Here is a 22,989-nt window from a genome sequence, read left to right as displayed (position 1 = left end):
GATCCGTCCCACCGAGGACACGGACACGCGCGCGCTCCCGACCGGAGGGTGGGCAGTGTGGCTCGAGACCGGTTGTACCCGGAGCCGACCGGCGAGGTGCGCATGAGTCTGTCCCTGCGGTTCGCCGCCGGATCGCACAAGGGCATGATCCGCGAGGGCAACGAGGACTCCGGCTACGCCGGCCCCCGTCTCCTCGCGATCGCCGACGGCATGGGCGGCCAGGCCGCGGGCGAAGTCGCCAGCTCCGAGGTGATCTCCACCCTCGTGCAGCTCGACGACGACGTCCCGGGCTCCGACATCCTCACCTCCCTCGCCACGGCAGTGCAGCGCGCCAACGACCAGCTGCGCCTGATGGTCGAGGAGGACCCCCAGCTCGAAGGCATGGGCACCACCCTGACCGCCCTGCTGTGGACCGGCCAGCGCCTCGGCCTCGTCCACGTCGGCGACTCCCGCGCCTACCTGCTGCGCGACGGCGTCCTCACGCAGATCACCCAGGACCACACCTGGGTGCAGCGCCTCGTCGACGAGGGCCGCATCACCGAAGAGGAAGCCACCACCCACCCGCAGCGCTCCCTGCTGATGCGCGCACTGGGCAGCGGCGACATCGTCGAACCCGACCTCTCCATCCGCGAGGTCCGCGCCGGCGACCGCTACCTGATCTGCTCCGACGGGCTCTCCGGCGTCGTCTCCCACCAGACCCTGGAAGAGACCCTCGCCGACTACCACGGCCCCCGCGCCACCGTGCAGTCGCTCATCCAGCTCGCCCTGCGCGGCGGCGGCCCCGACAACATCACCTGCATCGTCGCCGACGTCCTCGACACCGACAGCGGCGACACCCTCGCCGCCCAGGTCAGCGACACCCCCGTCGTCGTCGGCGCCGTCGCCGAGAACCAGCACCAGCTCTTCGACGGCGGCAACGCCATGCAGACCCCCGCCGGCCGCGCCTCCGGCCTCGGCCGCCAGGCCCCGCCCCCCGCCGGCGCCTTCGGCCCCCCCGGCAGCGGCGAAGCCCCCGGCTACGGCGGCTACCCCGACCAGGGCCAGGGCGGCGGCGGATACGGAAGCTTCGGCGAAGCCGACGCCTACGACGCCGACGGCGGCTACGAGGACACCTACGACCACCCCCGCAAGCACCGCGGCAAGGGGCGCAAGTGGGCCACCCGCACCCTGACCCTGCTGCTCGTCGCCGGCGTCATCGGCGGCGGCCTGTACGCCGGCTGGCGCTGGACCCAGACCCAGTACTACGTCGGCATCAAGGGCGAACACGTCGCGCTCTTCCGCGGCATCAGCCAGAAGCTCGGCCCGCTGGAGCTCTCCAAAGTGGAGACCGACCGCCCCGACATCGAACTGAAGTACCTGCCGCCCTTCAAGCGCAAGCTCGTCGAGGACACCATCAGCGAAGGCAGCCTCCCGGCCGCCCGCGAAAAGATCGACGAACTCGGCGTCCAGGCCTCCGCCTGCCAGAAGGACGAAGAACGCCGCAAGGCCGAGGCACAGGGCCAGACACCGGGCGCCACACTGACTCCCGCGGAGCAGCAAGTGGTCGGCCTGTGCGTCAAGCAGTAGACACTCGCGGGCACAGGGGGCCTGCCACACCATGAGCGTTGTCACCAACACGACCACCATCGGCGCCATCGAGCTGCCGAGCCGACGGAACACCGAGCTCATGCTGCTCGGCTTCGCCGTGGTCATCCCGATCTTCGCCTACGCCAACGTGGGCCTCGCGATGAACGGCAGCCTGCCCCCCGGCATGCTGCTCTACGGCCTCGGCCTCGCCGCCCTCGCCGGGATCGCGCACCTCGTCGTACGCCGCTACGCCAAGTACGCCGACCCGCTGCTGCTGCCCCTCGGCATCCTGCTCAACGGGCTCGGCCTGGTGCTGATCTGGCGGCTGGACCAGTCGGAGCGCCTGCAGACCCGAGCCAAGGTGGCCTTCGGCGCGTTCTCCGAGTCCGCGCCCAACCAGATGCTCTACACGGCGCTCGGCATCGCCCTGTTCTCCGGCGTCCTCCTGGTCTTCAAGGACCACCGCGTGCTCCAGCGGTTCACCTACATCTCGATGGTCACCGCCCTGGTGCTGCTCCTCCTGCCGCTCGTCCCCGGCCTCGGCGCGGACGTCTTCGGCGCCAAGATCTGGATCCGCGTCGCCGGATTCTCCATCCAGCCCGGCGAGTTCGCGAAGATCGTCCTCGCGGTGTTCTTCGCCGGCTACCTGATGGTGAAGCGTGACGCCCTGGCCCTGGCCTCCCGCCGGTTCATGGGCCTCTACCTGCCGCGCGGCCGCGACCTCGGCCCGATCGTGGCGATCTGGGCGGTGAGCCTGCTCATCCTGATCTTCGAGAACGACCTCGGCACCTCGCTGCTGTTCTTCGGCATGTTCGTGATCATGCTGTACGTGGCGACCGAGAGGACCAGCTGGATCGTCATCGGCCTGCTGATGTCCGTCGGCGGCGCCGTCGTCGTCGCCTCCTTCTCCAGCCACGTCGGAGCCCGCGTCAGCGCCTGGCTCGACCCCTTCGGCTGCTGGCAGCGCATGGAAGCCGACGCCGGCGCCTGCGAGCAGATCGCCCAGTCGATCATGAGCTTCGGCTCGGGCGGCGTCCTCGGCACCGGCTGGGGCCAGGGCAACTCCGACCTGATCGGCTTCGCCACCAACTCCGACTTCATCTTCGCCACCGTCGGCGAAGAGCTCGGCCTCACCGGGGTCATGGCCTTCCTCCTGCTCTACGGCCTGATCATCGAGCGCGGCGTACGCACCGCCCTCGCCGCCCGAGACCCCTTCGGCAAGCTCTTCGCCATCGGCCTCTCCGGCGCCTTCGCCCTCCAGATCTTCGTCGTCGCCGGCGGAGTCATGGGCCTCATCCCCCTCACCGGCATGACGATGCCCTTCCTCGCCTCCGGCGGCTCCTCCGTCCTCGCGAACTGGGCCCTCATCGCCATCCTCATCCGGATCAGCGACACCGCACGCCGCCCCGCCCCGGCCCCCGCCCCGTCCCCCGACTCCGAGATGACCCAGGTGGTCCGCCCGTCATGAACAAGCCCCTGCGCCGCATCTCGCTCTTCTGCGGGCTGCTCGTCCTCGCGCTGCTGATCCGTACGAACTGGCTCCAGTACGTGCAGGCCGAGGAACTCAGCACGCGCAAGGAGAACCGCCGGGTCCAGATCGCCCAGTACGCCACCGAACGCGGCAACATCATCGTCGCCGGCGAACCGATCACCGGCTCCGCGGTCACCGACGGCAGCGACTACAAGTTCAAGCGGACCTACGTGGACGGCCCCCTCTGGGCCCCCGTCACCGGATACGCCTCCCAGGCCTTCGGCTCCACGCAGCTCGAATCCCTCGAGGACGGCATCCTCACCGGCAACGACGACCGGCTGTTCTTCGACCGCACCATCGGCATGTTCACCGGCGAGAAGAAGCAGGGCGGCAACGTCGTCACCACGCTCAACCCCGCCGCCCAGAAGGCCGCCTTCGAAAAGCTCGGCAGCAAGAAGGGCGCGGTCGCCGCCATCGACCCGCGCACCGGCGCCATCCTCGCCCTCGTCTCCACCCCCTCGTACGACCCCTCCCGCTTCGCCGGCAACTCCATTGCCGACGGGAAGGCCTGGAACGAGCTGAAGGACAGCGAGGACAAGAACCTCGTCAACCGCGCCCTGCGCGAGACCTACCCGCCCGGCTCCACCTTCAAGGTCGTCACCGCCGCCGCCGCCCTCGAACACGGCGTCGTCCAGGACATCAACGCCCCGACCGACACCCCCGAGCCGTACATCCTGCCGGGCACCAAGACCCAGCTGCCCAACTCGCACAACATGAACTGCGAGAAGTTCACCCTCAACAAGGCCCTCGAGGTCTCCTGCAACTCCGTCTTCGCCAACATGGGCGACAAGGTGGGGCGCGACAAGATGGTGGAGACCGCGCAGAAGTTCGGCTTCAACAACGACAAGATCGACACCCCGGTCCGTGCCTTCGCCAGCGTCTACGACAAGACCATGGGCAAGGACGGCAACGCCCAGAGCGCCATCGGCCAGTTCAACACCGCCGCCACCCCGCTCCAGATGGCCATGGTCACCGCCGCGATCGCCAACGACGGCAAGCTGATGAAGCCGTACATGGTCGCCAACCTCACCGCGCCCAACCTCGACGTCATCGAGAAGCACGAACCGACCGAGATGAGCCGGCCCCTCTCCGCCGCCAACGCGCAGAAGGTCCAGCAGATGATGGTCAACGTCGTCGAGAACGGCACCGGCAAGCCGGCCAAGATCAAGGACACCGTCGTCGGCGGCAAGACCGGCACCGCCCAGCACGGCGAGAAGAACGCCAAGAAGCCCTACGCCTGGTTCATCTCCTACGCCGAGAACCCCGACGGCACCTCCCCCGTCGCCGTCGCCGTCGTCATCGAGGACAGCGGCGCCGACCGCGAGGACATCAGCGGCGGCGGCCTCGCCGCCCCCGTCGCCAAGGCGGTCATGGACGCCGTACTCAAGAGCCAGGGCTGATCCGGGGACGAGCCGGGATGAGCCGAGAGTGACCCGCAGATGACGGACCGCGGCGGAGTGATCCACATCACTGATCCCGCCCGGATCCGCGCGTACGGTACCGGTCCAGTATCAGCCTGTGGCCACGAACCGATCACAGACGATCGGCCGGTAGCCTTTGCGCGAACAGCACACCGCCGGACCACACACAGGTGCGGTCGGGACTGACGGAGAGGGCTGCAACGTTATGGAAGAGCCGCGTCGCCTCGGCGGCCGGTACGAGCTGAGCCACGTGCTCGGCCGCGGTGGCATGGCCGAGGTCTACCTCGCCCACGACACCCGGCTCGGCCGTACCGTCGCCGTCAAGACCCTGCGCGCCGATCTCGCCCGCGACCCGTCCTTCCAGGCCCGGTTCCGGCGCGAGGCCCAATCGGCCGCGTCGCTGAACCACCCGGCGATCGTCGCCGTCTACGACACCGGCGAGGACTACGTCGACAACATCTCCATCCCGTACATCGTGATGGAGTACGTCGACGGATCCACCCTGCGCGAACTCCTGCACTCCGGCCGCAAACTGCTGCCCGAGCGCACCCTGGAAATGTGCATCGGCATCCTCCAGGCCCTCGAGTACTCGCACCGCGCCGGCATCGTCCACCGCGACATCAAGCCCGCCAACGTGATGCTGACCCGCACCGGCCAGGTCAAGGTCATGGACTTCGGCATCGCCCGCGCCATGGGCGACTCCGGCATGACCATGACGCAGACCGCCGCCGTCATCGGCACCGCCCAGTACCTCTCCCCCGAGCAGGCCAAGGGCGAACAGGTCGACGCACGCTCCGACCTCTACTCCGCGGGCTGCCTGCTCTACGAACTCCTCAGCGTCCGGCCCCCGTTCGTCGGCGACTCCCCCGTGGCCGTCGCCTACCAGCACGTACGGGAAGAACCGCAGCCGCCGTCGAACTTCGACTCCGAGATCACGCCCGAAATGGACGCCATCGTCCTCAAGGCACTGGTCAAGGACCCCGACTACCGCTACCAGTCCGCCGACGAGATGCGCGCCGACATCGAGGCCTGCCTCGACGGCCAGCCCGTCGCCGCCACCGCCACCATGGGCGGAGCCGGCTACGGCTACCCCGACCCGAACCACGGCTACGGGCAGCAGGGCTACGACCAGCCCACCACTGCCCTGCGCACCGCCGACCCCGGCCAGACCTCCATGCTCCCGCCGATGAACGGGAACGACGGCGGCTACGGCTACGGCGGCGACCCGAACCACGGCGGCTACGACCAGGGCCCGCACCGCCGCCAGAGCCAGAAGAAGAGCAAGGCCTCCACGATCCTCCTCGTCGCGGCCGGCCTCCTCGTCCTCATCGGCGCGATCCTCATCGGCCGCTCCCTCCTGGGCGACGGCGCCGACAACCGCCCGGCCGTGCCCAAGCTCATCGGCCAGACCTTCGAGCAGGCCCAGAAGAGCGGCGAGAACGTCGGCATCGTCGTGGTCAAGGGCGCCGACGCACCCTGCGACGACCAGCCCAGGGGCAACGTCTGCAAGCAGGACAAGGCGCCGGAAACCAAGGTCGACAAGAACTCGACGGTCACGGTGACGGTCTCCACGGGCGCGCCGAAGGTGGCCATCCCCAGCGTGACCGACCTGACCTACGAGCAGGCCGAGGCGGCGCTGAAGGAGAAGGGCTTCCAGGTCGACCGCAAGCCCGAGGAGTCCTCCCGCCCCGCAGGGATCGTCCTCTCGCAAAACCCGAAGGCTGGCGGCGAGGCGGAGAAGAACTCCGTAGTCACGCTGACCGTCTCCAAGGAACTCTCCAAGGCCACGGTCCCCGACCTCATGGGCAAGACCAAGGAGGAGGCGATCGCGCTCCTCACCGCCGCGAAGCTGAAGCTCGGCAGCACGACGGAGATGGAGTCCCCCGGGGCCGCACCGAAGACGATCATCCAGCAGCAGTTCGCGGCGGGTGAGCAGCTGGAGGTCAACAAGACGGTGAACGTGACCATCGCCAAGGCCACCCAGCAGACCACGGTCCCGCTGCCGGCCAACCGGACGCTCGGCCAGTACAAGGACGAGCTCCGCCGCGCCAACCTGAAGCTGGGCAACATCACCGGCCCGACGGACGACAACGCGATCGTGATGGCCACCAACCCGCCCGGCGGCAGCCCCATCAACACGGGCGCGAACGTCGACGTGGTCACCATGGCCGGCCAGCAGGACGGCGGCGGCCTCTTCGGAGGCCTGAACGGCCGCCGCTAGCCGCACGCCGTAGCCCGCTCGAAAAGGTCCGGCCCCTCTCTTCGGAGAGGGGCCGGACCTTTTTCCGTATGTGTCTTCATATGTACGAATTCGTTAGCCCGGATGGGGTGGGGTACCGGACTCCGCCAGGGAGGGGCAGAGAGCCATGATCGACGAGACGGTGCTGCTGGAGTCGAGGACCCTGCGCACGAGCGTGCTGGAGCGGACGCACGTCCTGGACAAGGTGAAGGCGCTGTCACTGCTGCCAGACGGAATGCATGTGACGACGGCGATGGTGGCGGCCTATTACCAAGTAGGCGAGCGGGCCATCAACGCGATCGTCCAACGGCACCGGGCCGAACTCGAAGAGAACGGCCTCAGGGTCCTTCGCGGCGCTGACCTACAAGAATTTCTAAGCTGCAACGTGCAGCTTAGAAGCCCTGGGCGGGGACTTGCCGTCTACTCCAGGCGCACGGTGCTGAACGTCGGAATGCTGCTCCGTGACAGCGAAGTCGCACGTCAGGTGCGTACGTACCTCCTCGACGCCGAGTACGAAGTCCGCACACGCCCTGTGGATAACCTTATCCACAGGGTCACTTGGGGCGAGCTGGATGAGCGCATCGACAGCCGCATCACCGACGTACTGGGCAAGACCGTCGTGCCCATGTTCAACGCCCTCATCGAGACATCCGGCGAGCAGAGCCGCGAGCTGATCTCCCTCCGCAACGACGTCGAGCAGATCCAGATCAAGCTCATCGAGCACGACATCCAGCTCAGTCGCCTCCAGCGCGGCCAGGACGTGAAGGCCCTCACCGGGGTCATCGGGACCATCGACGCCATGAACTGGCGGGAGTTCGAGGAGCACGTCGCCGAGCTGCTCCGGCGCGACGGCTGCACCGACGTCAAGCTGTACGGCGGTCACGGTGGCGACCGTGGGGTAGACATCTCCGCCCGCACCGCCGACGGACGCACGGTCGCCGTCCAGTGCAAGAACTTCGCGCCCTTCCGGCACGTGCTGAGCGGCGAGATGCAGAAGTTCCTCGGCGCCTCCAAGGTCCTCCACAAGGCCGACGTGGCCCTCTACGTGGCCACGTGCGCCTTCACCCGCGAATCCCTGGCCATCGCCGCCCAGGGAGGCGTCACAGCCGTCCACAGGGGCCTCCTGGAGGCCTGGAGCGCGGGAGTCCAGCTCCAGGTGCTGCGCTGATTTGAGAGTGACACGTTGTCACTCTCAGACGCCGACTTATCCACAGCCACCGTGACTGAGTGCCTCAAAGGCACTCAGTCACACAACGTAACCACCCCTACCGCAACTCCGCCGGCACCGTCCGCTTCGCGTCCACCTTCTCCGTCCGCACCAGCTCGCCCCACACGATGTACCGGTACTTCGACGTGTACACCGGCGTGCACGTGGTCAGCGTGATGTAGCGCCCCGGGGCCGTCTTGCCCGAGTCCTTCGGGACCGGGTTGATCACGTCCGTGTTGTACTTCGACGTCTGTCGCAGCTCCGCGAAGACCTTGTACACGTACCAGGTGTCCCGCGTCTCGAAGACGATCGCGTCGCCGCTCTTCACCTTGTCGATGTTGTGGAACTTCGCACCGTGCCCGTCCCGGTGCGCCGCGAGCGTGAAGTTCCCCTTCTCGTCCCACGGCAGCGCCGACTTCACCGGCTCCGTGTAGTAGCCCGCGACGCCGTCGTCGAGGGTCTCCGGGTCGGTGCCCTTCTTGACCAGCACCTCGCCGTTCCTCATCGCCGGCACGTGCAGGAAGCCGACCCCGCCCTGGACGTCCAGCGCACCCGGCTGCGCCGGCGCCGCCGAGGCGGGGGCCTGCCACTGTTCGCGGATCTCGTCGCCCCGCGCCGACGCCTGCCGGTCCGCGAGGACGTTCGTCCACCACAGCGAGTACGCCACGAACAGGGCCAGCACCAGGCCCACCGTGATCAGGACCTCGCCCAGCAGGCTCAGGAACCCGGCGAGCAGGCTACGACTGCCCGCGGGCGCGGACTTGGCCGCGGCGCGGCGGCGGGAACGAGACACTGCTGATTCGTCCTTAGGGCGGCTACGAGCTGGTCAGCGCGGGCGGCGGGCCCTGGCTGCGGGGGCGTTCCTCGGTCATCCTGCCCCATACGATCATCCGGTAGGTGCTGGTGAACTCGGGCGTGCAGGTCGTCAGTGTGATGTACCGGCCGGGCGAGGTGAACCCCGAACCCTCCGGCACCGGTTTGATCACCGACACGTTCGTGGGCGGGGTCTGCGCCAGCGTCGAGGTCGTCTCGTACGTGTAGTACGCGTCCCGGGTCTCCACCACCACCGGGTCCCCCGGCACCAGCTTGTTGATGTAGCGGAAGGGTTCGCCGTGGGTGTTGCGGTGGCCCGCCACCGCGAAGTTTCCCTGCTCGTCCGCCGGCATCGCCGTCTTCAGCGCGCCCTCGCCGTAGTGTCCGACCATCCCCCGGTCCAGCACCTTCGGCTTGCTGATGCCCTCCGCGACCGGCACCTTCACGTCCAGCTTCGGGATGTACAGGATCGCGAAACCCTGCCCCGGCTCGAAGGCCGTCACCGGCGGCGCCGCGGCCCCCGCGGCCCCCGTAGCCGTGCCGTCGCCGCCCGGCTCCCGCTGCCACGTCTGCTGGAGCGAGCCGGCCGCGCCGTCCGCCGTCCGCTGCGCCAGGAAGTTCGTGTACCAGAGCTGGTAGGCGACGAACAGCAGCATCACCAGGCCCAGCGTGATGAACAGCTCCCCGCCCAGCCGGCTCAGGACGATCACCGGTCCGCCCGACGCCGGCCGCCTGCGCCGCCGCCCGCCCCGCCTCCTGCTCTGCCTGGCGGCCCGCTTGGCGGCCTCCTGTGCTGCCCTGCGTCGCGCGGCCCGGCCCTCCGTGGGCGCGGACGGCGCGACCGCCGTCACGCGACGGCCTTGCCCACCACCGGGGCGAGCCCCACCGAGCGCTCCACCGCACCCGCGTCACCGCAGCGCACCAGCCAGTTCGCCAGCATGCGGTGGCCCCACTCGGTGAGCACCGACTCGGGGTGGAACTGCACGCCCTCGACGTCGTGCTCGCGGTGGCGCAGGCCCATGATGATCCCGTCCTCCGTCCGCGCCGTGACCTCCAGGGTGTCCGGCAGGGTCGGCGGCTCGGCGGCGAGCGAGTGGTAGCGGGTCGCGGTGAAGGGCGACGGCAGCCCTGCGAAGACGCCCTGGCCCTCGTGGACCACCGGCGAGGTCTTGCCGTGCAGCAGCTCCGGCGCCCGGCCCACGACACCGCCGTAGGCGACCGCCATCGACTGCATGCCGAGGCACACGCCGAAGACGGGGACGCCCGTCTCGGCGCAGTGGCGGACCATGTCGATGCAGACGCCCGCCTCCTCCGGGGTCCCGGGACCCGGGGAGAGCAGCACGCCGTCGAAACCGTCCTGCGCGTGCGAGAGCTCCACCTCGTCGTTGCGCAGCACCTCGCACTCGGCACCGAGCTGGTAGAGGTACTGGACCAGGTTGAAGACAAAGCTGTCGTAGTTGTCCACGACCAGAATGCGCGCGCTCACGGAGTGACTCCCGATCCCTCGTCCACGGTCACGTCATTGAACGGCAGGAGGGGCTCGGCCCACGGGAAGACGTACTGGAAGAGCACGAAGACCACCGCGAGGACCAGTACGAGGGAGATCAGCGCGCGTACCCACGCGTTGCCCGGCAGATGGCGCCAGATCCAGCCGTACATGCCGCCCGTTTCCTTTTCGTCCACGTATGTTCAACGCACCGCAGGGGCGGTACGCGAACAGACTAAAGGCAGCGGCCCGGCGGGTGGGTCAGCTCGCCAAACCCTCCGGCCTGCCCTGCCCCACGGTGCGCGTGGCGGTCAGTTCCGCCCAGACGACGAGGCGGTGGCTGTGACCCCATTCCGGATCGCAGGTGGTGAGGGTCAGATACCGGCCGGGCGTCGCGAAAGGCGATTTCGCCGGCACCGGGTCGACCACGCCGACCTCGGTCGGCAGCGTGCGCACGGGTCCGCCGCGCACGGTGTACGTGTACCAGCCGGAGGCGTCCTTGAGGATCACCTCGTCACCCGGGCGCAGCTCGGGGAAGTCCTTGAAGGGGTCTCCGTACGTGCGACGGTGCCCGGCGACCGAGAAGTTCCCGGTGGCGCCGAGGCGGGCGGTCCCTGGGTAGTGGCCGAGCCCCTTCTTCAGAAGCTCGGGGTCGGTGCCCTCCAAAACGGGCTTGTTCCAGCCGCGGCCGAAGCGGGGGATGTACATCTCGGCGAAGGCCCGGCCCGCCGGGTAGCCCGCCGGCTCCGGGGCGGCGGGTGCGGCGGGGGCGGGCGCCTGGGTGGCCGTCGTCTGCGGGGCGGGCGCCGGGGCCGCCGCGGGGGCCGCCGCCCAGCGGTCGCGCAGGGCCGACATCTCCCCGTCCATGGCCAGATCGGCCTTGACCCCGGTCCACAGCAGCACGTACGCCACGAACAGCACGATCAAGGTTCCCGCCGTCAGGCACACCTCGCTGAACGTCCGTACCACCACGCGCAGTACGACGTCAGGGCTGATTCGTTTCGGAGGCCGGGGCCACGGGCTTCGCATAGTGGAGGTCCACTGTGCCGGAGTACCCCGGAAGTGTCAGCGCCTTGTGCTCGTCCACTTTCCAGCCGAGCCCGTACGCGTTCACGTACAGCTGGTAGTTCTGCAGGGCCGGAGAGGCCGCCATGGCCTTGCGCAACGCGCCCGGATCGCCGACCGCCGTCACCTTGTACGGAGGGGAGTAGACCCGGCCCTGGAGGATCAGGGTGTTGCCCACGCAGCGCACCGCGCTGGTGGAGATGAGCCGCTGGTCCATGACCTGGATGCCCTCGGCGCCGCCCTGCCACAGGGCGTTCACGACGGCCTGGAGGTCCTGCTGGTGGATCACCAGGTCGTTGGGCTGCGGCTCGGGCACGTTGGGGATGCGGGCGGTCGCGTTCGGCGGGGCGTCATTGAGGGTGACCGTCAGGCCCTTGCCGGACAGCTCCTCGGTGCCGGAGGCGGCGCGCAGGGCGGCCAGCCGGGCGTCCTCGGCCTTGGTGCTGCCGTCGTCGCGGTCGGCGAGGGTGTCCACCCGGCGGCGCAGGCCTCCGAGGCTCTGCTCCAGCTCGGCGTTGTCCTGGCTGCGCTCGTGGATGAGGTCCGACAGCTTCAGCATCGAGGCGTCGGTCCGGATGTTCGTACCCTTGGAGGTGTTGAAACTGGTGACGAAGAGCAGCCCGGCCAGGGCGAAGACGGCGGCGGTCAGCAGCCGGACCGGTCTGGCCCGGCCTCGGGGACCCGCGGAGGAGTCGTCGGAATTGCTCAACGTACCCTTCTCCTTCAACGCCACAGGTCCACTACGCTAACGGACGCCCGGGGCAGGCAAGGTCCCCAGCCCATCGACAGGAGAGCCCCTCGTGCCGAAGTCACGTATCCGCAAGAAGGACGACTACACGCCGCCGCCGACCCGGCAGCCACAGAGCATCCGGCTGACGAACCGCAGCTGGGTCGCTCCGGTCATGCTGGCGCTCTTCCTCATCGGACTCGCGTGGATCGTTGTTTTCTATGTGACCGAGACCCGTCTGCCCATCGAATCGCTGGGCAATTGGAACATCGTGGTCGGATTCGGATTCATCGCAGCGGGATTCGGCGTCTCCACGCAGTGGAAGTAGCACCGATCCGTCTCCGATGGAAGCTCTCCCCATGAGTTATCCACAGCGTCATCCACACCTGAGGAAAAGACAGAAGATCTGTGGATAACTCTGTGGAGAGTTGACGCCGGTGTGATCAGGTGAGTTCCGCCGTCCGGAGCAGGATCACCGCCACGGCCAGCAGGAATACCACCGCGCAGGTTGCCCACTGGACCAGTGTGCGATTCCTGCCGGTGGTGGGCCACAGCATGCCCAGGCCCAGCAGTGCTCCGGTGATCAGGCCGCCGACATGGGCCTGCCAGGACACGGACAGCGCGCCGCCGAGGGGTACGAAGGTCAGCACCAGCATCAGTACGACCATGACGATCACCGGCCGCATCTCGTAGCGCAGCCGGCGCGCCAGGACGACGGTGGCGCCGAGCAGGCCGAAGACGGCGCCGGACGCGCCGAGGGTCGGGGTGTTCGGCGGGGACAGCAGGTAGACGAGGGCGCTGGCGCCGAGGCCCGAGAGCAGGTAGACGGCGAGGTAGCGGGCCCGGCCCAGGGCCGCTTCCAGCGGGCCGCCGATGAACCACAGGCCGATCATGTTGCCGACGATGTGCCACCACTCGACGTGCAAGAACACCGAGGTCAGCAGCCGGTGGTACTGGCCGGTGGACACGCCCTCGATGGGGCCGCCGGGGAATTCGCGGTAGCGGCCGAGCAGCTCCAGGTTGATGACGACGGCCGGGGCGATCAGCCCCACGAGGAACACCGCGAAGTTGACCGCGATCAGGATCTTGGTGACCAGCTGGGGGTCACCGGCGACGACCCCGCCCGCAAGGTTGCGCGGCGCGTTCGCGGTGGGGCGGTGCCCGGTGCCGGAGCCGTCGCGGACGCATTCGGGGCACTGGAAGCCGACCGAGGCGCTGATCATGCACTCGGGGCAGATGGGACGCTCGCAGCGGGTGCAGCTGATTCCCGTGTCGCGGTCCGGGTGGCGGTAGCAGCGCGGCAGGCGGTCGGTGTCCATCGGTTCCCCCGGGCTCGTGGGTCAGCGCTTCTCGATGACGACGGACTGGATGACCACGTCGTCCACGGGCCGCTCGGTGCGCGGGTTCGTGGTGCTGGACGCGATCGCGTGCACGACCTGCCTGCTGGCCTGGTCGGTGACCTCGCCGAAGATGGTGTGCTTGCGGGTGAGCCAGGCGGTGGGCGCGACGGTGATGAAGAACTGCGAGCCGTTGGTGCCCGGGCCGGCGTTGGCCATGGCGAGCAGGTAGGGCTTGGTGAAGGCCAGGTCGGGGTGGAACTCGTCGGCGAACTGGTAGCCGGGGCCGCCGGTGCCGTTCCCGAGCGGGTCGCCGCCCTGGATCATGAATCCGCTGATCACGCGGTGGAAGACGGTGCCGTCGTAGAGCGGGTCCGTGGTCTTCTGGCCGTCGGTGGGGCGGGTCCATTCGCGGGCGCCGGTGGCGAGTTCCACGAAGTTCCGGACGGTCTTCGGAGCGAAGTTCGGCAGCAGCTCGATCTCGATGTCGCCTTGGCTGGTCTTCAGGGTGGCGTAGAGCTTCTCGGCCACGGATCTGCCTTCCATAGTCATCACTGTCGGTCCAGATGGTCGCACGGAGGGCTGTACGGCACAGAAATCCTCCACCCGTATGCCCTGTCACGCATGCCGGCCAGCGATATGCCAGGCATGATCCGGGAAAGGGTGGAAAGGTGAACTGTGTCCACCGCCGAGTAGGAGGTTCCAGTGACCCGCAAGGACATGCACCTGGCCGCCGAGCACGCCAGGGAAGCCGTGAAGCACGCGGCGGAAGTGGTGGCACCGTACGCCGGATCCGCCAAGGACGCGGCGGTGCAGTACGCGCACGAGGCGAACGAGGTACTGGTGCCGAAGGTGGCGCACGCGGCCCACGGGGCCGCGCGGCAGGCCCGTTCGACGTACGAATGCCATGTGCATCCCCGGATCCGAGCGGCGCGCGCACATGTGCCGCCGAATGTGGACCGGGCGGCCACGAAGGCGGTGGAGCAGACGCGAATGGCGGCGCGCTACGCCACCGAGTACACGCAGCCGCGCATCGAGAGCGCGATCGCGGCGGCCACGCCGGTGGCCGAGGAGGCCGCTGCGAGGTCGACGGCGGCCTCGACGGCGGCCCTGGCGGCGCTGCGCGGCCAGGTGTCGGCCAAGGAGGTGCAGAAGCTGGTGCGGCGCCATGAGCGGCATGCGCGTACGGGCCGGTGGCTGAAGGGGCTCGCGCTGGCCGGTGTGGTGGCGGGTTGCGCCTTCGCGGCGTGGCGGTGGTGGGACCAGCAGGCGAACCCGGACTGGCTGGTCGAGCCGCCGGCGGCGACGGAGCTGTCGGCGAGCGACGCGGAGCCGGCGAGCTTCGACGACGAGCTCGCGGAGAAGGAGCGCGAGTCGGGGCCGGAATCGAGTTCGCCGGACAAGAAGTTCTGAGGAGCGATTGATGTGGAAGGGGCCCGGATCCTGATGGATCCGGGCCCCTTCCGTGTGCGTCGTCAGCTGGGGAGGGTGAGGACCTGGCCCGGGCGGATGAGGTCGGGATTGGGGCCGACGACGCCCTTGTTCATGGCGTAGAGCTCGCGCCAGCGGGCCTCGTTGCCGAGCTCGTGGCGGGCGATGGCGGAGAGCGAGTCGCCGGGCTTGACGGTGTAGGTGCGCTTCTTGGCCGTCGGCATCGGCTTGGCCGGGGCTGCGGGAACGGCCTTGTGCGCGGCGGACTTCGGGGTCGGGGTGTGCGGGGCGCCGGGCGCGGTGGACGCCGCGGTGGGCTTCGGCGGCATGGCGGCGGGCTTGGGTGCGACGGGGACGGCCTTGTGCGCGGCCGATCCCGGCGTGGGCGCCGCGGGCTTGGGCGGTGCGGTGGCGGCCATGCGCTCGGCGACGGCCCTGGTGGCCGAGGCGGCGTCGGCCGCCGAGCTCGCGGTGGGTGCCCTGCCCGTGGCCATCTGCTGCTCGACCTGCTCCTTCGCCTTCTCGGCGGCCTCGTGTGCCTTCTTCTTGTCGGACTTCAGGAAGTCGAAGAGTCCCATGTGCGTACGCCTCCGGCGTGGTGGTGCCCCCCTCGGCGCGGTGCCTTCCTCCACTGTCCGGCAGGGGGCGCCGGGCGGCCCTGTGACGGGGCCGTTCGGGGGACCCGCGGGTCGGCGGGGGGCTGTTACTGGCGGGCGCGGCGGGCGGGGCGGGGGCTGTCGGAGGGGGTGGCGAGGTCGCCTTCGACGAGGAGGCCGAGCACGCGCAGGAGGGCGGTGCGGTCGGGCTCGGTGAGGGAGGCGAGGGCGTCGGCGTGGACCTGGTCGACGATGCCCTGGCTCTGGACGGCGACGGCCGCGCCCTGGTCGGTGACGGCGATGATGCGGGCCCGGCGGTCCTTGGTGGAGGGGCGGCGCTCGGCCAGTCCGGCCTTCTCGAGGGCGTCCACGGTGACGACCATCGTCGTCTTGTCCATGTCGCCGATCTCGGCGAGCTGGATCTGGGTGCGCTCTTCTTCCAGGGCGTGGACGAGGACGCAGTGCATGCGGGGGGTGAGGCCGATCTCGCCGAGGGCGGCTGCCATGTGGGTGCGCAGCACGTGACTGGTGTGGTCCAGGAGGAAGGAGAGGTCGGGCTCGGTCCGGGTGGGTGCCATGGCGGTCATGGATCCACTCTACCTATTCGATCCGAAGGAAATAGTCTGCAACAAAACTATCTGCTACGGTCACACCAGTCGTCCGCACCGACCGCTGCCACCCGACCCGACCGGAGAGTCCGATGCCTGCCGTGCTCACTTCCGCTCCTCCCGCCGCCCCCTCGGCGGCCGCCGCCCCGCACGGGCTGCGCTCTCGCTGGACCGCCCTCGCCGTGCTCTCCACGGGCATGCTGATGACGATCCTCGACGGCAGCATCGTCACCGTGGCCATGCCGGCCATCCAGAACGACCTGGGCTTCTCCCCCGCCGGTCTGAGCTGGATCGTGAACGCCTACCTGATCGCCTTCGGCAGTCTGCTGCTGCTCGCCGGACGCCTCGGGGACCTGATCGGCCGCAAGCAGATGTTCCTGGCCGGGACCGCCGTCTTCACCGGCGCCTCGATGCTCGCGGGCTTCGCCGCCTCCCCCGCGGTGCTGATCGCCGCCCGCTTCCTGCAGGGGGTCGGCAGCGCGATGGCCTCCGCCGTCAGCCTCGGCATCCTGATCACCCTGTTCACCGAGCCCCGCGAGCGGGCCAAGGCGATCGCCGTGTTCTCCTTCACCGGAGCGGCCGGTGCCTCGCTCGGCCAGGTGCTCGGAGGTGTGCTGACCGACGCCCTCGACTGGCACTGGATCTTCTTCATCAACCTGCCCATCGGGCTGGCCGCCCTGCTGCTGGCGCTGCCCGCCCTGCCCGCCGGCCGGGGCCTGGGTCTGGGCGCGGGTGCCGACGTACTCGGCGCGGTCCTGGTCACCGGCGGACTGATGCTCGGCATCTACACCGTGGTGAAGGTGGAGCACCACGGCTGGACCTCCGCGCACACCCTGGGGCTCGGGGCGCTCTCCCTGGCCCTGCTGGCCGCCTTCACGCTGCGCCAGGCCAAGGCCCGCACCCCGCTGGTGCCGCTGCGGCTCTTCCGCTCCCGTACGGTGCTCGGCGCCAACCTGGTGCAGATGCTGATGGTGGCCGCGCTGTTCTCCTTCCAGATCCTGGTCGCCCTCTACCTCCAGAAGGTCCTGGGCTACGGGGCCGCGGCCACCGGCCTGGCGATGCTTCCCGCCGCCCTGGTGATCGGCGCGGTCTCCCTCGGTGTCTCCGCCCGGCTGAACGCCCGCTTCGGCGAGCGGAACGTCCTGGTGGCCGGCCTCGTCCTGCTCGTCGTGGCCCTGGGGCTGCTGACCCGGCTGCCGGTGCGCGCCGACTACGTCACCGACCTGCTGCCGGTGATGCTGCTGGCCGCCGGCTTCGGTCTGGCCCTGCCGGCCCTCACCTCGCTGGGCATGTCCGGCGCCGGCGAACGTGACGCCGGACTCGCCTCGGGGCTGTTCAACACCACTCAGCAGATCGGGATGGCGTTGGGCGTGGCCGTCCTCTCCACCCTGGCGGCCTCCCGCACCGAGTCCCTGACCCTGACCGGCAGTTCACCGGCCGAGGCCCTCACCGACGGCTACCACCTGGCGTTCGGCATCGGCGCCGCGCTGCTGCTGGCCGCGATCACCCTGACCGTGACCCTGCTGCGGGCAGGGGGCACCTCCCAGCGGTGATGTTTCTCCCCCAGCTACCGCTGGGAGGGGCCCCAGTGAAACATCGGCAGCCCCGATCCTGAGTCACTCACGACTTGAGTCCCTCACACCGTGAGGGACTCGCGGTCGTTCAGGAAGAAGCCGTCGGCGCTGCGCAGGGCCTCGGTGTCGCCGCGGACCGTGCCGGGAGCGTTGCCGAGGCCGAGCAGGGATCCGCCCCAGCGCATGTCCATGTAGGCGGCGGTGTTGCGCAGGGTCCCGATCAGCGGGTCGGCCACCGAGCGGTCCTCGGTGGCCAGTGCGGTGATGCTCCACAGGGTCTTGCCGGCCATCCGCGGTTTGAAGTCCAGGCCCGGCACCCGCATCCAGCCCGACCAGTGGTCGAGGTAGTGCTGGGCGACGGCCGAGAGGCTGTACCAGTACAGCGGCGAGGCGAAGACCAGGTCGGTGGCGGAGAGGGTGGCGTCGAGGAGCAGCTTGGAGTTGCCGTCGGGCTCGGGGTAGGTACCGGACCCGTCGTGGCGGCGGTCCTCGAAGGCGGGCATCGGCAGGTCCTTCAGCCGGATCCACTCCTGCTCGACGTCGTCCGGAAGGGCGGCGGCCGCCTGGCGTGCGAGGGTCTCGGTATTGCCGTCCAGACGGGTGCTGGCCAGCAGGAACACGAACTTGCGGGTCATTCTCGAATGTCTCCAAGTCATGTGGTCGGGATCCAGGACGGGCTGGTGGGTACCGGCTGCCAGTAAACGGCACCGGCACCTGTTGTTATCGTCCGGAACATGCCTGAACTCGTCGCCCCCACCCTGCGCCTGCACGCTTCCTGGCTCGCCGCGCGCGAGGAGTGGGGTCCCGACGCCCACATGGACGGGGCGGGCCTGGGCTCCGAGGACGACGTGGACAGCCCGGAGGGGTTCGCGGCCTGGGTGGAGAAGCTGCGCGGTCACTCGGACCGCACGCGGCCGGTCGAGCAGGGCCGCGTCCATGCCACGTACTGGTGGATCGCCGAGGGCGACACCTACCTGGGCGCCATCGACCTGCGGCACTACCTGAACGCCTTCCTCCTCGACGCCGGCGGCCACGTCGGCTACAGCGTGCGGCCCTCGGCACGCCGCCGGGGTCTGGCCACCTGGGCGCTGCACGAGGTCCTGCACGAGGCGCGGATCCTGGGGATGGACCGGATCCTGCTGACCTGCGACCCGGACAACACGGCGTCCGTCCGCACGATCGAGGCGAACGGCGGCGTCCTGGAGGACGTCCGCGAGACCCTGATCGGTCCCAAGCGCCGCTACTGGATCGAGCTCTTCCCGACCTGGTAGCGGCGGGCCCGCACGCTCTCCTCGGCCGCTTTCTCCACCATGTGCGGCACGCACCCCGGGCGCAGCCACCGCAGCAGGAGCTCCTGCAGGGCCGGGCAGCGCAAAGAGGCCCCCCGATCCGCGTTTCCGCAGGTCGGGAGACCTCTTGATGTGGAGCCTAGGAGATTCGAACTCCTGACATCTGCCTTGCAAAGGCAGCGCTCTACCAACTGAGCTAAGGCCCCATGGAACTGGACGCAACTGTCCCCCGGAAAAGTGGGGTCGTTCCGCAGAACAGAGTACCGGGTGTACCCCCTCATCTCGCAAAATGATAGGGACTCCCGCCCCGCGACCACTCTCCGTAAGATGCTCGCGAGGTTCGCACCAGCGAAGGGGAGTAGACGTAGTGGACGCAGTTCAGCAAGAGGCCACGGCCAGAGCCAGAGAGCTTCAGCGCAGTTGGTACGGGGAGCCGCTCGGAGCGCTCTTCCGCCGACTCATAGATGACCTCGGCTTGAACCAGGCCCGCCTCGCTGCCGTGCTCGGACTGTCGGCGCCCATGCTGTCCCAGCTGATGAGCGGCCAGCGAGCCAAGATCGGCAACCCGGCCGTCGTGCAGCGCGTCCAGGCGCTCCAGGATCTCGCCGGCCAGGTGGCCGACGGAAGCGTCAGCGCGGCGGAGGCCACCGACCGGATGGACGAGATCAAGAAGACGCAGGGGGGCTCCGTCCTCAGCAACAGCGGCCAGACCCCCACCGGTTCCGGCGCCCCCACCGTCAAGCGGGTCGTCCGCGAGATCCAGTCGCTGCTGCGCTCGGTCTCCGCAGCCGGCGACATCATCGACGCGGCGGACTCCCTCGCCCCAAGCCACCCGGAACTGGCAGAGTTCCTCCGGGTGTACGGAGCGGGCCGCACCGCCGACGCGGTCGCCCACTACGAGGCGCACCAGAACTGACAGACGGAAAAGCGGACTACGGGGGACGTGCGCAGCGATGGGTGAGATCTTCGCCGGCCGGTACGAGCTGATCGATCCGATCGGGCGCGGTGGTGCGGGTGCCGTGTGGCGGGCCTGGGACCATCGCCGTCGCCGGTACGTCGCCGCGAAGGTCCTGCTGCAGAGCGATGCCCACACCCTGCTCCGGTTCGTCCGGGAGCAGGCCCTGCGCATCGATCACCCGCACGTCCTGGCCCCGGCCAGCTGGGCGGCCGACGACGACAAGGTCCTCTTCACGATGGACCTGGTCGGCGGCGGCTCCCTCGCCCACGTGATCGGTGACTACGGTCCCCTGCCGGCGCGTTTCGTGTGCGCGCTGCTCGACCAGCTGCTGTCGGGGCTGGCGGCGGTGCACGCGGAGGGTGTCGTCCACCGCGACATCAAACCGGCCAACATCCTGATGGAGGCCTCCGGAACCGGGCGGCCGCACCTGCGGCTGTCCGACTTCGGCATCTCGATGCGCAAGGGCGAGCCCCGGTTGACCGAGACCAACTACGTGGTCGGCACCCCGGGTTACTTCGCCCCCGAACAACTCCTCGGCGCCGAACCCGACTTCCCCGCCGACCTCTTCGCCGTCGGGCTGGTGGGCCTGTACCTGCTGGAGGGCCGCAAGCCCGACTCCCAGGCCCTGGTGGAGCACTTCCTCGCCCACGGGACCCCCGGCGCCCCCGAAAGCGTTCCGGCGCCCCTGTGGGAGGTGCTGGCCGCCCTGCTGCAGCCGGACCCGCAGAGCAGGTTCAAGACGGCCACGGGGGCGCGCAAGGCCCTCGCCGAGGCCGTGGAGCTGCTCGCGCCGCCCGCCCCGGACGAGGACCCGGTGGAGGTCTTCGACCAACTCGGCCCGCTCCCCGCCGGTTTCGGCCCCGACGGTCCACTGACCACCGCGGCGGTCACACCGGACGCACCCACGGCGGGCATGCCCGGCCTGCCCGGCACGGCGGGGATGGCAGGTACGGCGGGTACGCCGGCCACGGCCCCAACGGGCGGCTCCGGTTCCGCCTCCGTCACCATCGCCGCGGAACCCGCCCGCGCCGACCCCCGCGGCACCTCCGCGACCGCCCCCCTGCCACAGCCGTCACCGACCGACCCGTACGGCTACCCGCCCGGCCCGCCGCAGGTCCCCGCGCAGGCGCCTGGGTACGGCCCCTCGGAGACGGGGAGCTTCCACCTGCCGCCCCCGGTCGCGCCGGCCCCGCACTCCCCCGCCGCGCCGCCGGCCCGGGCGGCCGGGGGTATCGCCCCGCCGCCCCCGAAGGCCGTGGCCGCGCTGCTCGGCGCGGCGCTGCTCTGCTTCGCGCTCGGCGTCTGGGCCCTCACGCAGATGTAGCCCCGCGGCCCCGCCGCCCGAGCAGGGTCCAGCCGCCCAGCACCAGCAGCAGCACCGTCCCGGTGCCGAAGCCGGCCCCCGCCACCACCCGCATCACCGAGGCGTTCCCGGCGGCGTCGGCGGCCTCGGGGGCGGTCAGCCCCTCCTCGGCGGCCTCCCGGTCCTGCGCACCGACCCCGAAGCCGCCCGCGGCCAGGGCCTCCTTGTACGCGGGCGCCTTGCCCGGGGTGCCGGAAACGTCCACGCGCAGGGTCAGCGGCACCGGGGTCGCGTCCTCGGTGAACTCGGAGACCTTCCCGCCCATGGTCACCGCGATGTAGTACCAGCCGGCGATCGACGCGCGCTGCACGTCCTTGTCGCTGGTGAAGCGGTTCTCGTAGGAGACGGGCGGGGTCTTCTCGAGCGCGACCCCCGCCTGCTTGCCGTCGTAGGAGGTGTCCTTGGAGGAGACCAGCCCCCGGTAGGGGCTGTACAGCGAGACGGCGAGACCGCCCGAGGCCGAGCCGTACGCCTTGGTCAGCGTGGCCGAGGCCAGCTCGGCGCCGAGGCCCAGTTGCTGTCCCCAGTCCAGCGGCACCCGGTACCAGCGGGTCTGCCCGGGCCGCAGCTCGTCGCGCCACACCCCGGAGCGCAGCGCCCGGGCGTCGTTGAAGCCGGTGCCGCCGCTGCGCCCCACCGCCTCGGTGCCGGGCAGGGTCGCGGCCCCCGAGGGCCAGGCGCTCGGCGCTGCCGTGGGTCCGCCGGGGCCGCGGCCGGGCTCGCGCTGCAGGCGGAGTTCGAGGGGCCAGTCGCCCTGGTCGGAGCCCTTGGCCGAGGTGCGGGTGACCTTCACGTAGTAGACGCCGCCGGGCGCGCATTCGTGGTCCTCCACGCCCCACCGCACGCCGACCGCGCTGATGGGCACCGGGTCGTAGCCGAAGCCGGCGCTGCCGGTGGAGCCCTGGCAGGAGCGCCCGGCGGTGGTCATGACCTCGACCTCGATGCCGTCGCCGTACGAGACCTTCGTACCGGGCGCCGGCCGCACCACGGCGGAGACGTACACGTTGGACTGGTCCTGCTTCAGCACGAGCCGGTACACGCGGTCCCCGGGGCCGAGCTTGTCCGCGTACACGCTCCCGGCCACCAGCTCCGGGGCGTCCGCCGTGGAGGGCTTGCCCTCGACCGGCTTCGCACCGTCGGCGGCGCGGTACGTCGGCAGTGGCTCGGGCCCCGCCTCGGCGGCCCGAGCCACCGTCGGCAGACCCGCGACCGCCACTGCCAGGGCCGCCGCCCCCATCGTCGTCCGTACCCGACCCATCACGCCCACCCCGAGTTTGCTAGCGCAAGCCAAATCTTTGCATAACGTAAGTTTTCGTCACAGAACAGCACAAAGCCCCGGCCGCAGCGGCAGCCGGGGCTTCATGGGATCAGCCTTCGGTCTCACACACCGGAACCAGAGGGCACGGAGTCAGTTGCCTCCGTCCACAGGTCCTGCTCGGCGCGGTCCGCCTGGATCTGGCGGTACACGAGGAGCCCGCCGATGGCGGCCAGTGCGACCAGGAGCAGCTTCTTCACCGCGCGACCTCGTCTTTCGTTGACGTAGGGGACTTCTGAAGCCCAACAATACACACGGACCGATACCGTTCGGTGACCTGTCGGCCCGCCAACTGCCCCAACGACAAAGACCCCCAGGCCTTGGGCCTGAGGGTCTTCGACACTGTGGGGCTAACAGGATTTGAACCTGTGGCCTCATCCTTATCAGGGATGCGCTCTAACCAACTGAGCTATAGCCCCATCCGCGCTGCGCGCTGACTCCTGAAGATTAGCGCACAGAGGCG

The 22,989-nt window shown here is 69.9% G+C and carries 23 protein-coding genes, 2 tRNA genes and 1 pseudogene; 11 read left to right on the top strand and 15 right to left on the bottom strand.

Features of this window, described 5'->3' with window-relative positions:
• The first annotated feature begins 102 nt into the window (after positions 1-102).
• From OG625_RS19485 to OG625_RS19465, 5 genes are all read left to right on the top strand, one after another.
• Positions 103-1,566 (top strand): PP2C family protein-serine/threonine phosphatase, encoded by a 1,464-nt coding sequence (locus OG625_RS19485; protein ID WP_329382465.1) that lies wholly within the window; start codon positions 103-105, stop codon positions 1,564-1,566.
• 31 nt (positions 1,567-1,597) lie between these two features.
• Positions 1,598-3,034, top strand: coding sequence for an FtsW/RodA/SpoVE family cell cycle protein (locus tag OG625_RS19480; RefSeq protein WP_329382462.1), 1,437 nt, complete (start codon positions 1,598-1,600; stop codon positions 3,032-3,034).
• Complete coding sequence (locus tag OG625_RS19475; RefSeq protein ID WP_329382459.1) at positions 3,031-4,497, top strand: peptidoglycan D,D-transpeptidase FtsI family protein; 1,467 nt, start codon at positions 3,031-3,033, stop codon at positions 4,495-4,497. The genes OG625_RS19480 and OG625_RS19475 overlap by 4 nt, the downstream gene beginning before the upstream one ends.
• A gap of 226 nt (positions 4,498-4,723) precedes the next feature.
• Complete coding sequence (gene pknB, locus OG625_RS19470; RefSeq protein ID WP_329382456.1) at positions 4,724-6,739, top strand: Stk1 family PASTA domain-containing Ser/Thr kinase; 2,016 nt, start codon at positions 4,724-4,726, stop codon at positions 6,737-6,739.
• Positions 6,740-6,884: 145 nt separating this feature from the next.
• On the top strand, positions 6,885-7,925 hold the full coding sequence (locus OG625_RS19465) for a restriction endonuclease (RefSeq protein WP_329382453.1): 1,041 nt from the start codon (positions 6,885-6,887) through the stop codon (positions 7,923-7,925).
• 97 nt (positions 7,926-8,022) lie between these two features.
• Here OG625_RS19465 and OG625_RS19460 read toward each other — a convergent pair whose 3' ends face one another.
• From OG625_RS19460 to OG625_RS19435, 6 genes and pseudogenes are all read right to left on the bottom strand, one after another.
• The gene (locus OG625_RS19460) at positions 8,023-8,757 is read right to left on the bottom strand and encodes a class E sortase (RefSeq protein WP_329382450.1); all 735 of its coding nucleotides are present in this window, start codon (positions 8,755-8,757) and stop codon (positions 8,023-8,025) included.
• A gap of 22 nt (positions 8,758-8,779) precedes the next feature.
• Positions 8,780-9,646, bottom strand: a pseudogene (locus OG625_RS19455) (class E sortase); the annotation flags it as partial.
• Positions 9,625-10,263 carry an aminodeoxychorismate/anthranilate synthase component II gene (locus tag OG625_RS19450; protein WP_329382447.1) on the bottom strand — a complete coding sequence of 213 codons (639 nt, stop codon included), beginning with the start codon at positions 10,261-10,263 and terminating at the stop codon, positions 9,625-9,627. The gene OG625_RS19450 and the pseudogene OG625_RS19455, both read right to left, overlap by 22 nt.
• On the bottom strand, positions 10,260-10,460 hold the full coding sequence (locus tag OG625_RS19445; RefSeq protein ID WP_329391308.1) for a hypothetical protein: 201 nt from the start codon (positions 10,458-10,460) through the stop codon (positions 10,260-10,262). Before OG625_RS19445 ends, OG625_RS19450 begins: the two co-directional genes overlap by 4 nt.
• 64 nt (positions 10,461-10,524) lie before the next feature.
• Entirely contained in the window at positions 10,525-11,292 is a 768-nt protein-coding gene (locus OG625_RS19440; RefSeq protein WP_329382444.1) for a class E sortase, read from the bottom strand.
• Positions 11,249-12,037 carry a DUF881 domain-containing protein gene (locus OG625_RS19435; protein ID WP_329382442.1) on the bottom strand — a complete coding sequence of 263 codons (789 nt, stop codon included), beginning with the start codon at positions 12,035-12,037 and terminating at the stop codon, positions 11,249-11,251. Before OG625_RS19435 ends, OG625_RS19440 begins: the two co-directional genes overlap by 44 nt.
• 91 nt (positions 12,038-12,128) lie before the next feature.
• On the opposite strand from OG625_RS19435, the gene crgA reads away from it, so the two are divergent.
• The gene (crgA, locus tag OG625_RS19430) at positions 12,129-12,383 is read left to right on the top strand and encodes a cell division protein CrgA (RefSeq protein ID WP_329382439.1); all 255 of its coding nucleotides are present in this window, start codon (positions 12,129-12,131) and stop codon (positions 12,381-12,383) included.
• Positions 12,384-12,498: 115 nt separating this feature from the next.
• Here crgA and OG625_RS19425 read toward each other — a convergent pair whose 3' ends face one another.
• Positions 12,499-13,374: a rhomboid family intramembrane serine protease gene (locus OG625_RS19425; protein ID WP_329382437.1), complete on the bottom strand. Its 876-nt coding sequence runs from the start codon at positions 13,372-13,374 to the stop codon at positions 12,499-12,501.
• A 21-nt stretch (positions 13,375-13,395) separates the two neighbouring features.
• Positions 13,396-13,923, bottom strand: coding sequence for a peptidylprolyl isomerase (locus tag OG625_RS19420; RefSeq protein WP_329390780.1), 528 nt, complete (start codon positions 13,921-13,923; stop codon positions 13,396-13,398).
• Between the two features lie 174 nt (positions 13,924-14,097).
• Between OG625_RS19420 and OG625_RS19415 the strand changes: the two genes are divergently transcribed.
• The gene (locus OG625_RS19415) at positions 14,098-14,805 is read left to right on the top strand and encodes a DUF5324 family protein (RefSeq protein ID WP_329382434.1); all 708 of its coding nucleotides are present in this window, start codon (positions 14,098-14,100) and stop codon (positions 14,803-14,805) included.
• Positions 14,806-14,867: 62 nt separating this feature from the next.
• Here OG625_RS19415 and OG625_RS19410 read toward each other — a convergent pair whose 3' ends face one another.
• Both OG625_RS19410 and OG625_RS19405 read right to left on the bottom strand, forming a co-directional pair.
• Positions 14,868-15,401, bottom strand: a complete 534-nt coding sequence (locus tag OG625_RS19410; protein WP_329382431.1) for a LysM peptidoglycan-binding domain-containing protein — start codon at positions 15,399-15,401, stop codon at positions 14,868-14,870.
• A 125-nt stretch (positions 15,402-15,526) separates the two neighbouring features.
• Positions 15,527-16,006 carry a MarR family winged helix-turn-helix transcriptional regulator gene (locus tag OG625_RS19405; protein WP_329382427.1) on the bottom strand — a complete coding sequence of 160 codons (480 nt, stop codon included), beginning with the start codon at positions 16,004-16,006 and terminating at the stop codon, positions 15,527-15,529.
• A 113-nt stretch (positions 16,007-16,119) separates the two neighbouring features.
• Between OG625_RS19405 and OG625_RS19400 the strand changes: the two genes are divergently transcribed.
• Positions 16,120-17,580 carry an MFS transporter gene (locus OG625_RS19400; protein WP_329382424.1) on the top strand — a complete coding sequence of 487 codons (1,461 nt, stop codon included), beginning with the start codon at positions 16,120-16,122 and terminating at the stop codon, positions 17,578-17,580.
• Between the two features lie 83 nt (positions 17,581-17,663).
• Here the strand turns inward: OG625_RS19400 and OG625_RS19395 are convergent, their stop codons facing one another.
• Positions 17,664-18,236: a flavodoxin family protein gene (locus OG625_RS19395; RefSeq protein WP_329382421.1), complete on the bottom strand. Its 573-nt coding sequence runs from the start codon at positions 18,234-18,236 to the stop codon at positions 17,664-17,666.
• Positions 18,237-18,335: 99 nt separating this feature from the next.
• Between OG625_RS19395 and OG625_RS19390 the strand changes: the two genes are divergently transcribed.
• Entirely contained in the window at positions 18,336-18,872 is a 537-nt protein-coding gene (locus OG625_RS19390) for a GNAT family N-acetyltransferase (protein WP_329382418.1), read from the top strand.
• A gap of 151 nt (positions 18,873-19,023) precedes the next feature.
• Here OG625_RS19390 and OG625_RS19385 read toward each other — a convergent pair.
• Positions 19,024-19,096: transfer RNA gene (locus OG625_RS19385), tRNA-Ala, on the bottom strand.
• 161 nt (positions 19,097-19,257) lie between these two features.
• Here OG625_RS19385 and OG625_RS19380 point away from each other — a divergent pair.
• Complete coding sequence (locus OG625_RS19380; protein WP_329382415.1) at positions 19,258-19,806, top strand: helix-turn-helix domain-containing protein; 549 nt, start codon at positions 19,258-19,260, stop codon at positions 19,804-19,806.
• Between the two features lie 37 nt (positions 19,807-19,843).
• A complete protein-coding gene (locus OG625_RS19375; RefSeq protein WP_329382412.1) occupies positions 19,844-21,172 on the top strand; it encodes a serine/threonine-protein kinase in 1,329 nt (442 codons plus the stop codon).
• Here OG625_RS19375 and OG625_RS19370 read toward each other — a convergent pair.
• The 3 genes from OG625_RS19370 to OG625_RS19360 all read right to left on the bottom strand — a co-directional run bounded on the left by OG625_RS19370 (position 21,159) and on the right by OG625_RS19360 (position 22,945).
• On the bottom strand, positions 21,159-22,469 hold the full coding sequence (locus OG625_RS19370; RefSeq protein WP_329382409.1) for a hypothetical protein: 1,311 nt from the start codon (positions 22,467-22,469) through the stop codon (positions 21,159-21,161). The two genes, OG625_RS19375 and OG625_RS19370, sit on opposite strands and share 14 nt — an antisense overlap.
• A 122-nt stretch (positions 22,470-22,591) precedes the next feature.
• Positions 22,592-22,726, bottom strand: a complete 135-nt coding sequence (locus tag OG625_RS19365) for a DLW-39 family protein (protein WP_208809277.1) — start codon at positions 22,724-22,726, stop codon at positions 22,592-22,594.
• A gap of 145 nt (positions 22,727-22,871) precedes the next feature.
• Positions 22,872-22,945: transfer RNA gene (locus tag OG625_RS19360), tRNA-Ile, on the bottom strand.
• Between the last annotated feature and the right edge of the window lie 44 nt (positions 22,946-22,989).

It is taken from the genome of Streptomyces sp. NBC_01351, assembly GCF_036237315.1.
Classification (GTDB): domain Bacteria; phylum Actinomycetota; class Actinomycetes; order Streptomycetales; family Streptomycetaceae; genus Streptomyces.
This window is presented reverse-complemented; position numbering and strand designations above follow the sequence as displayed.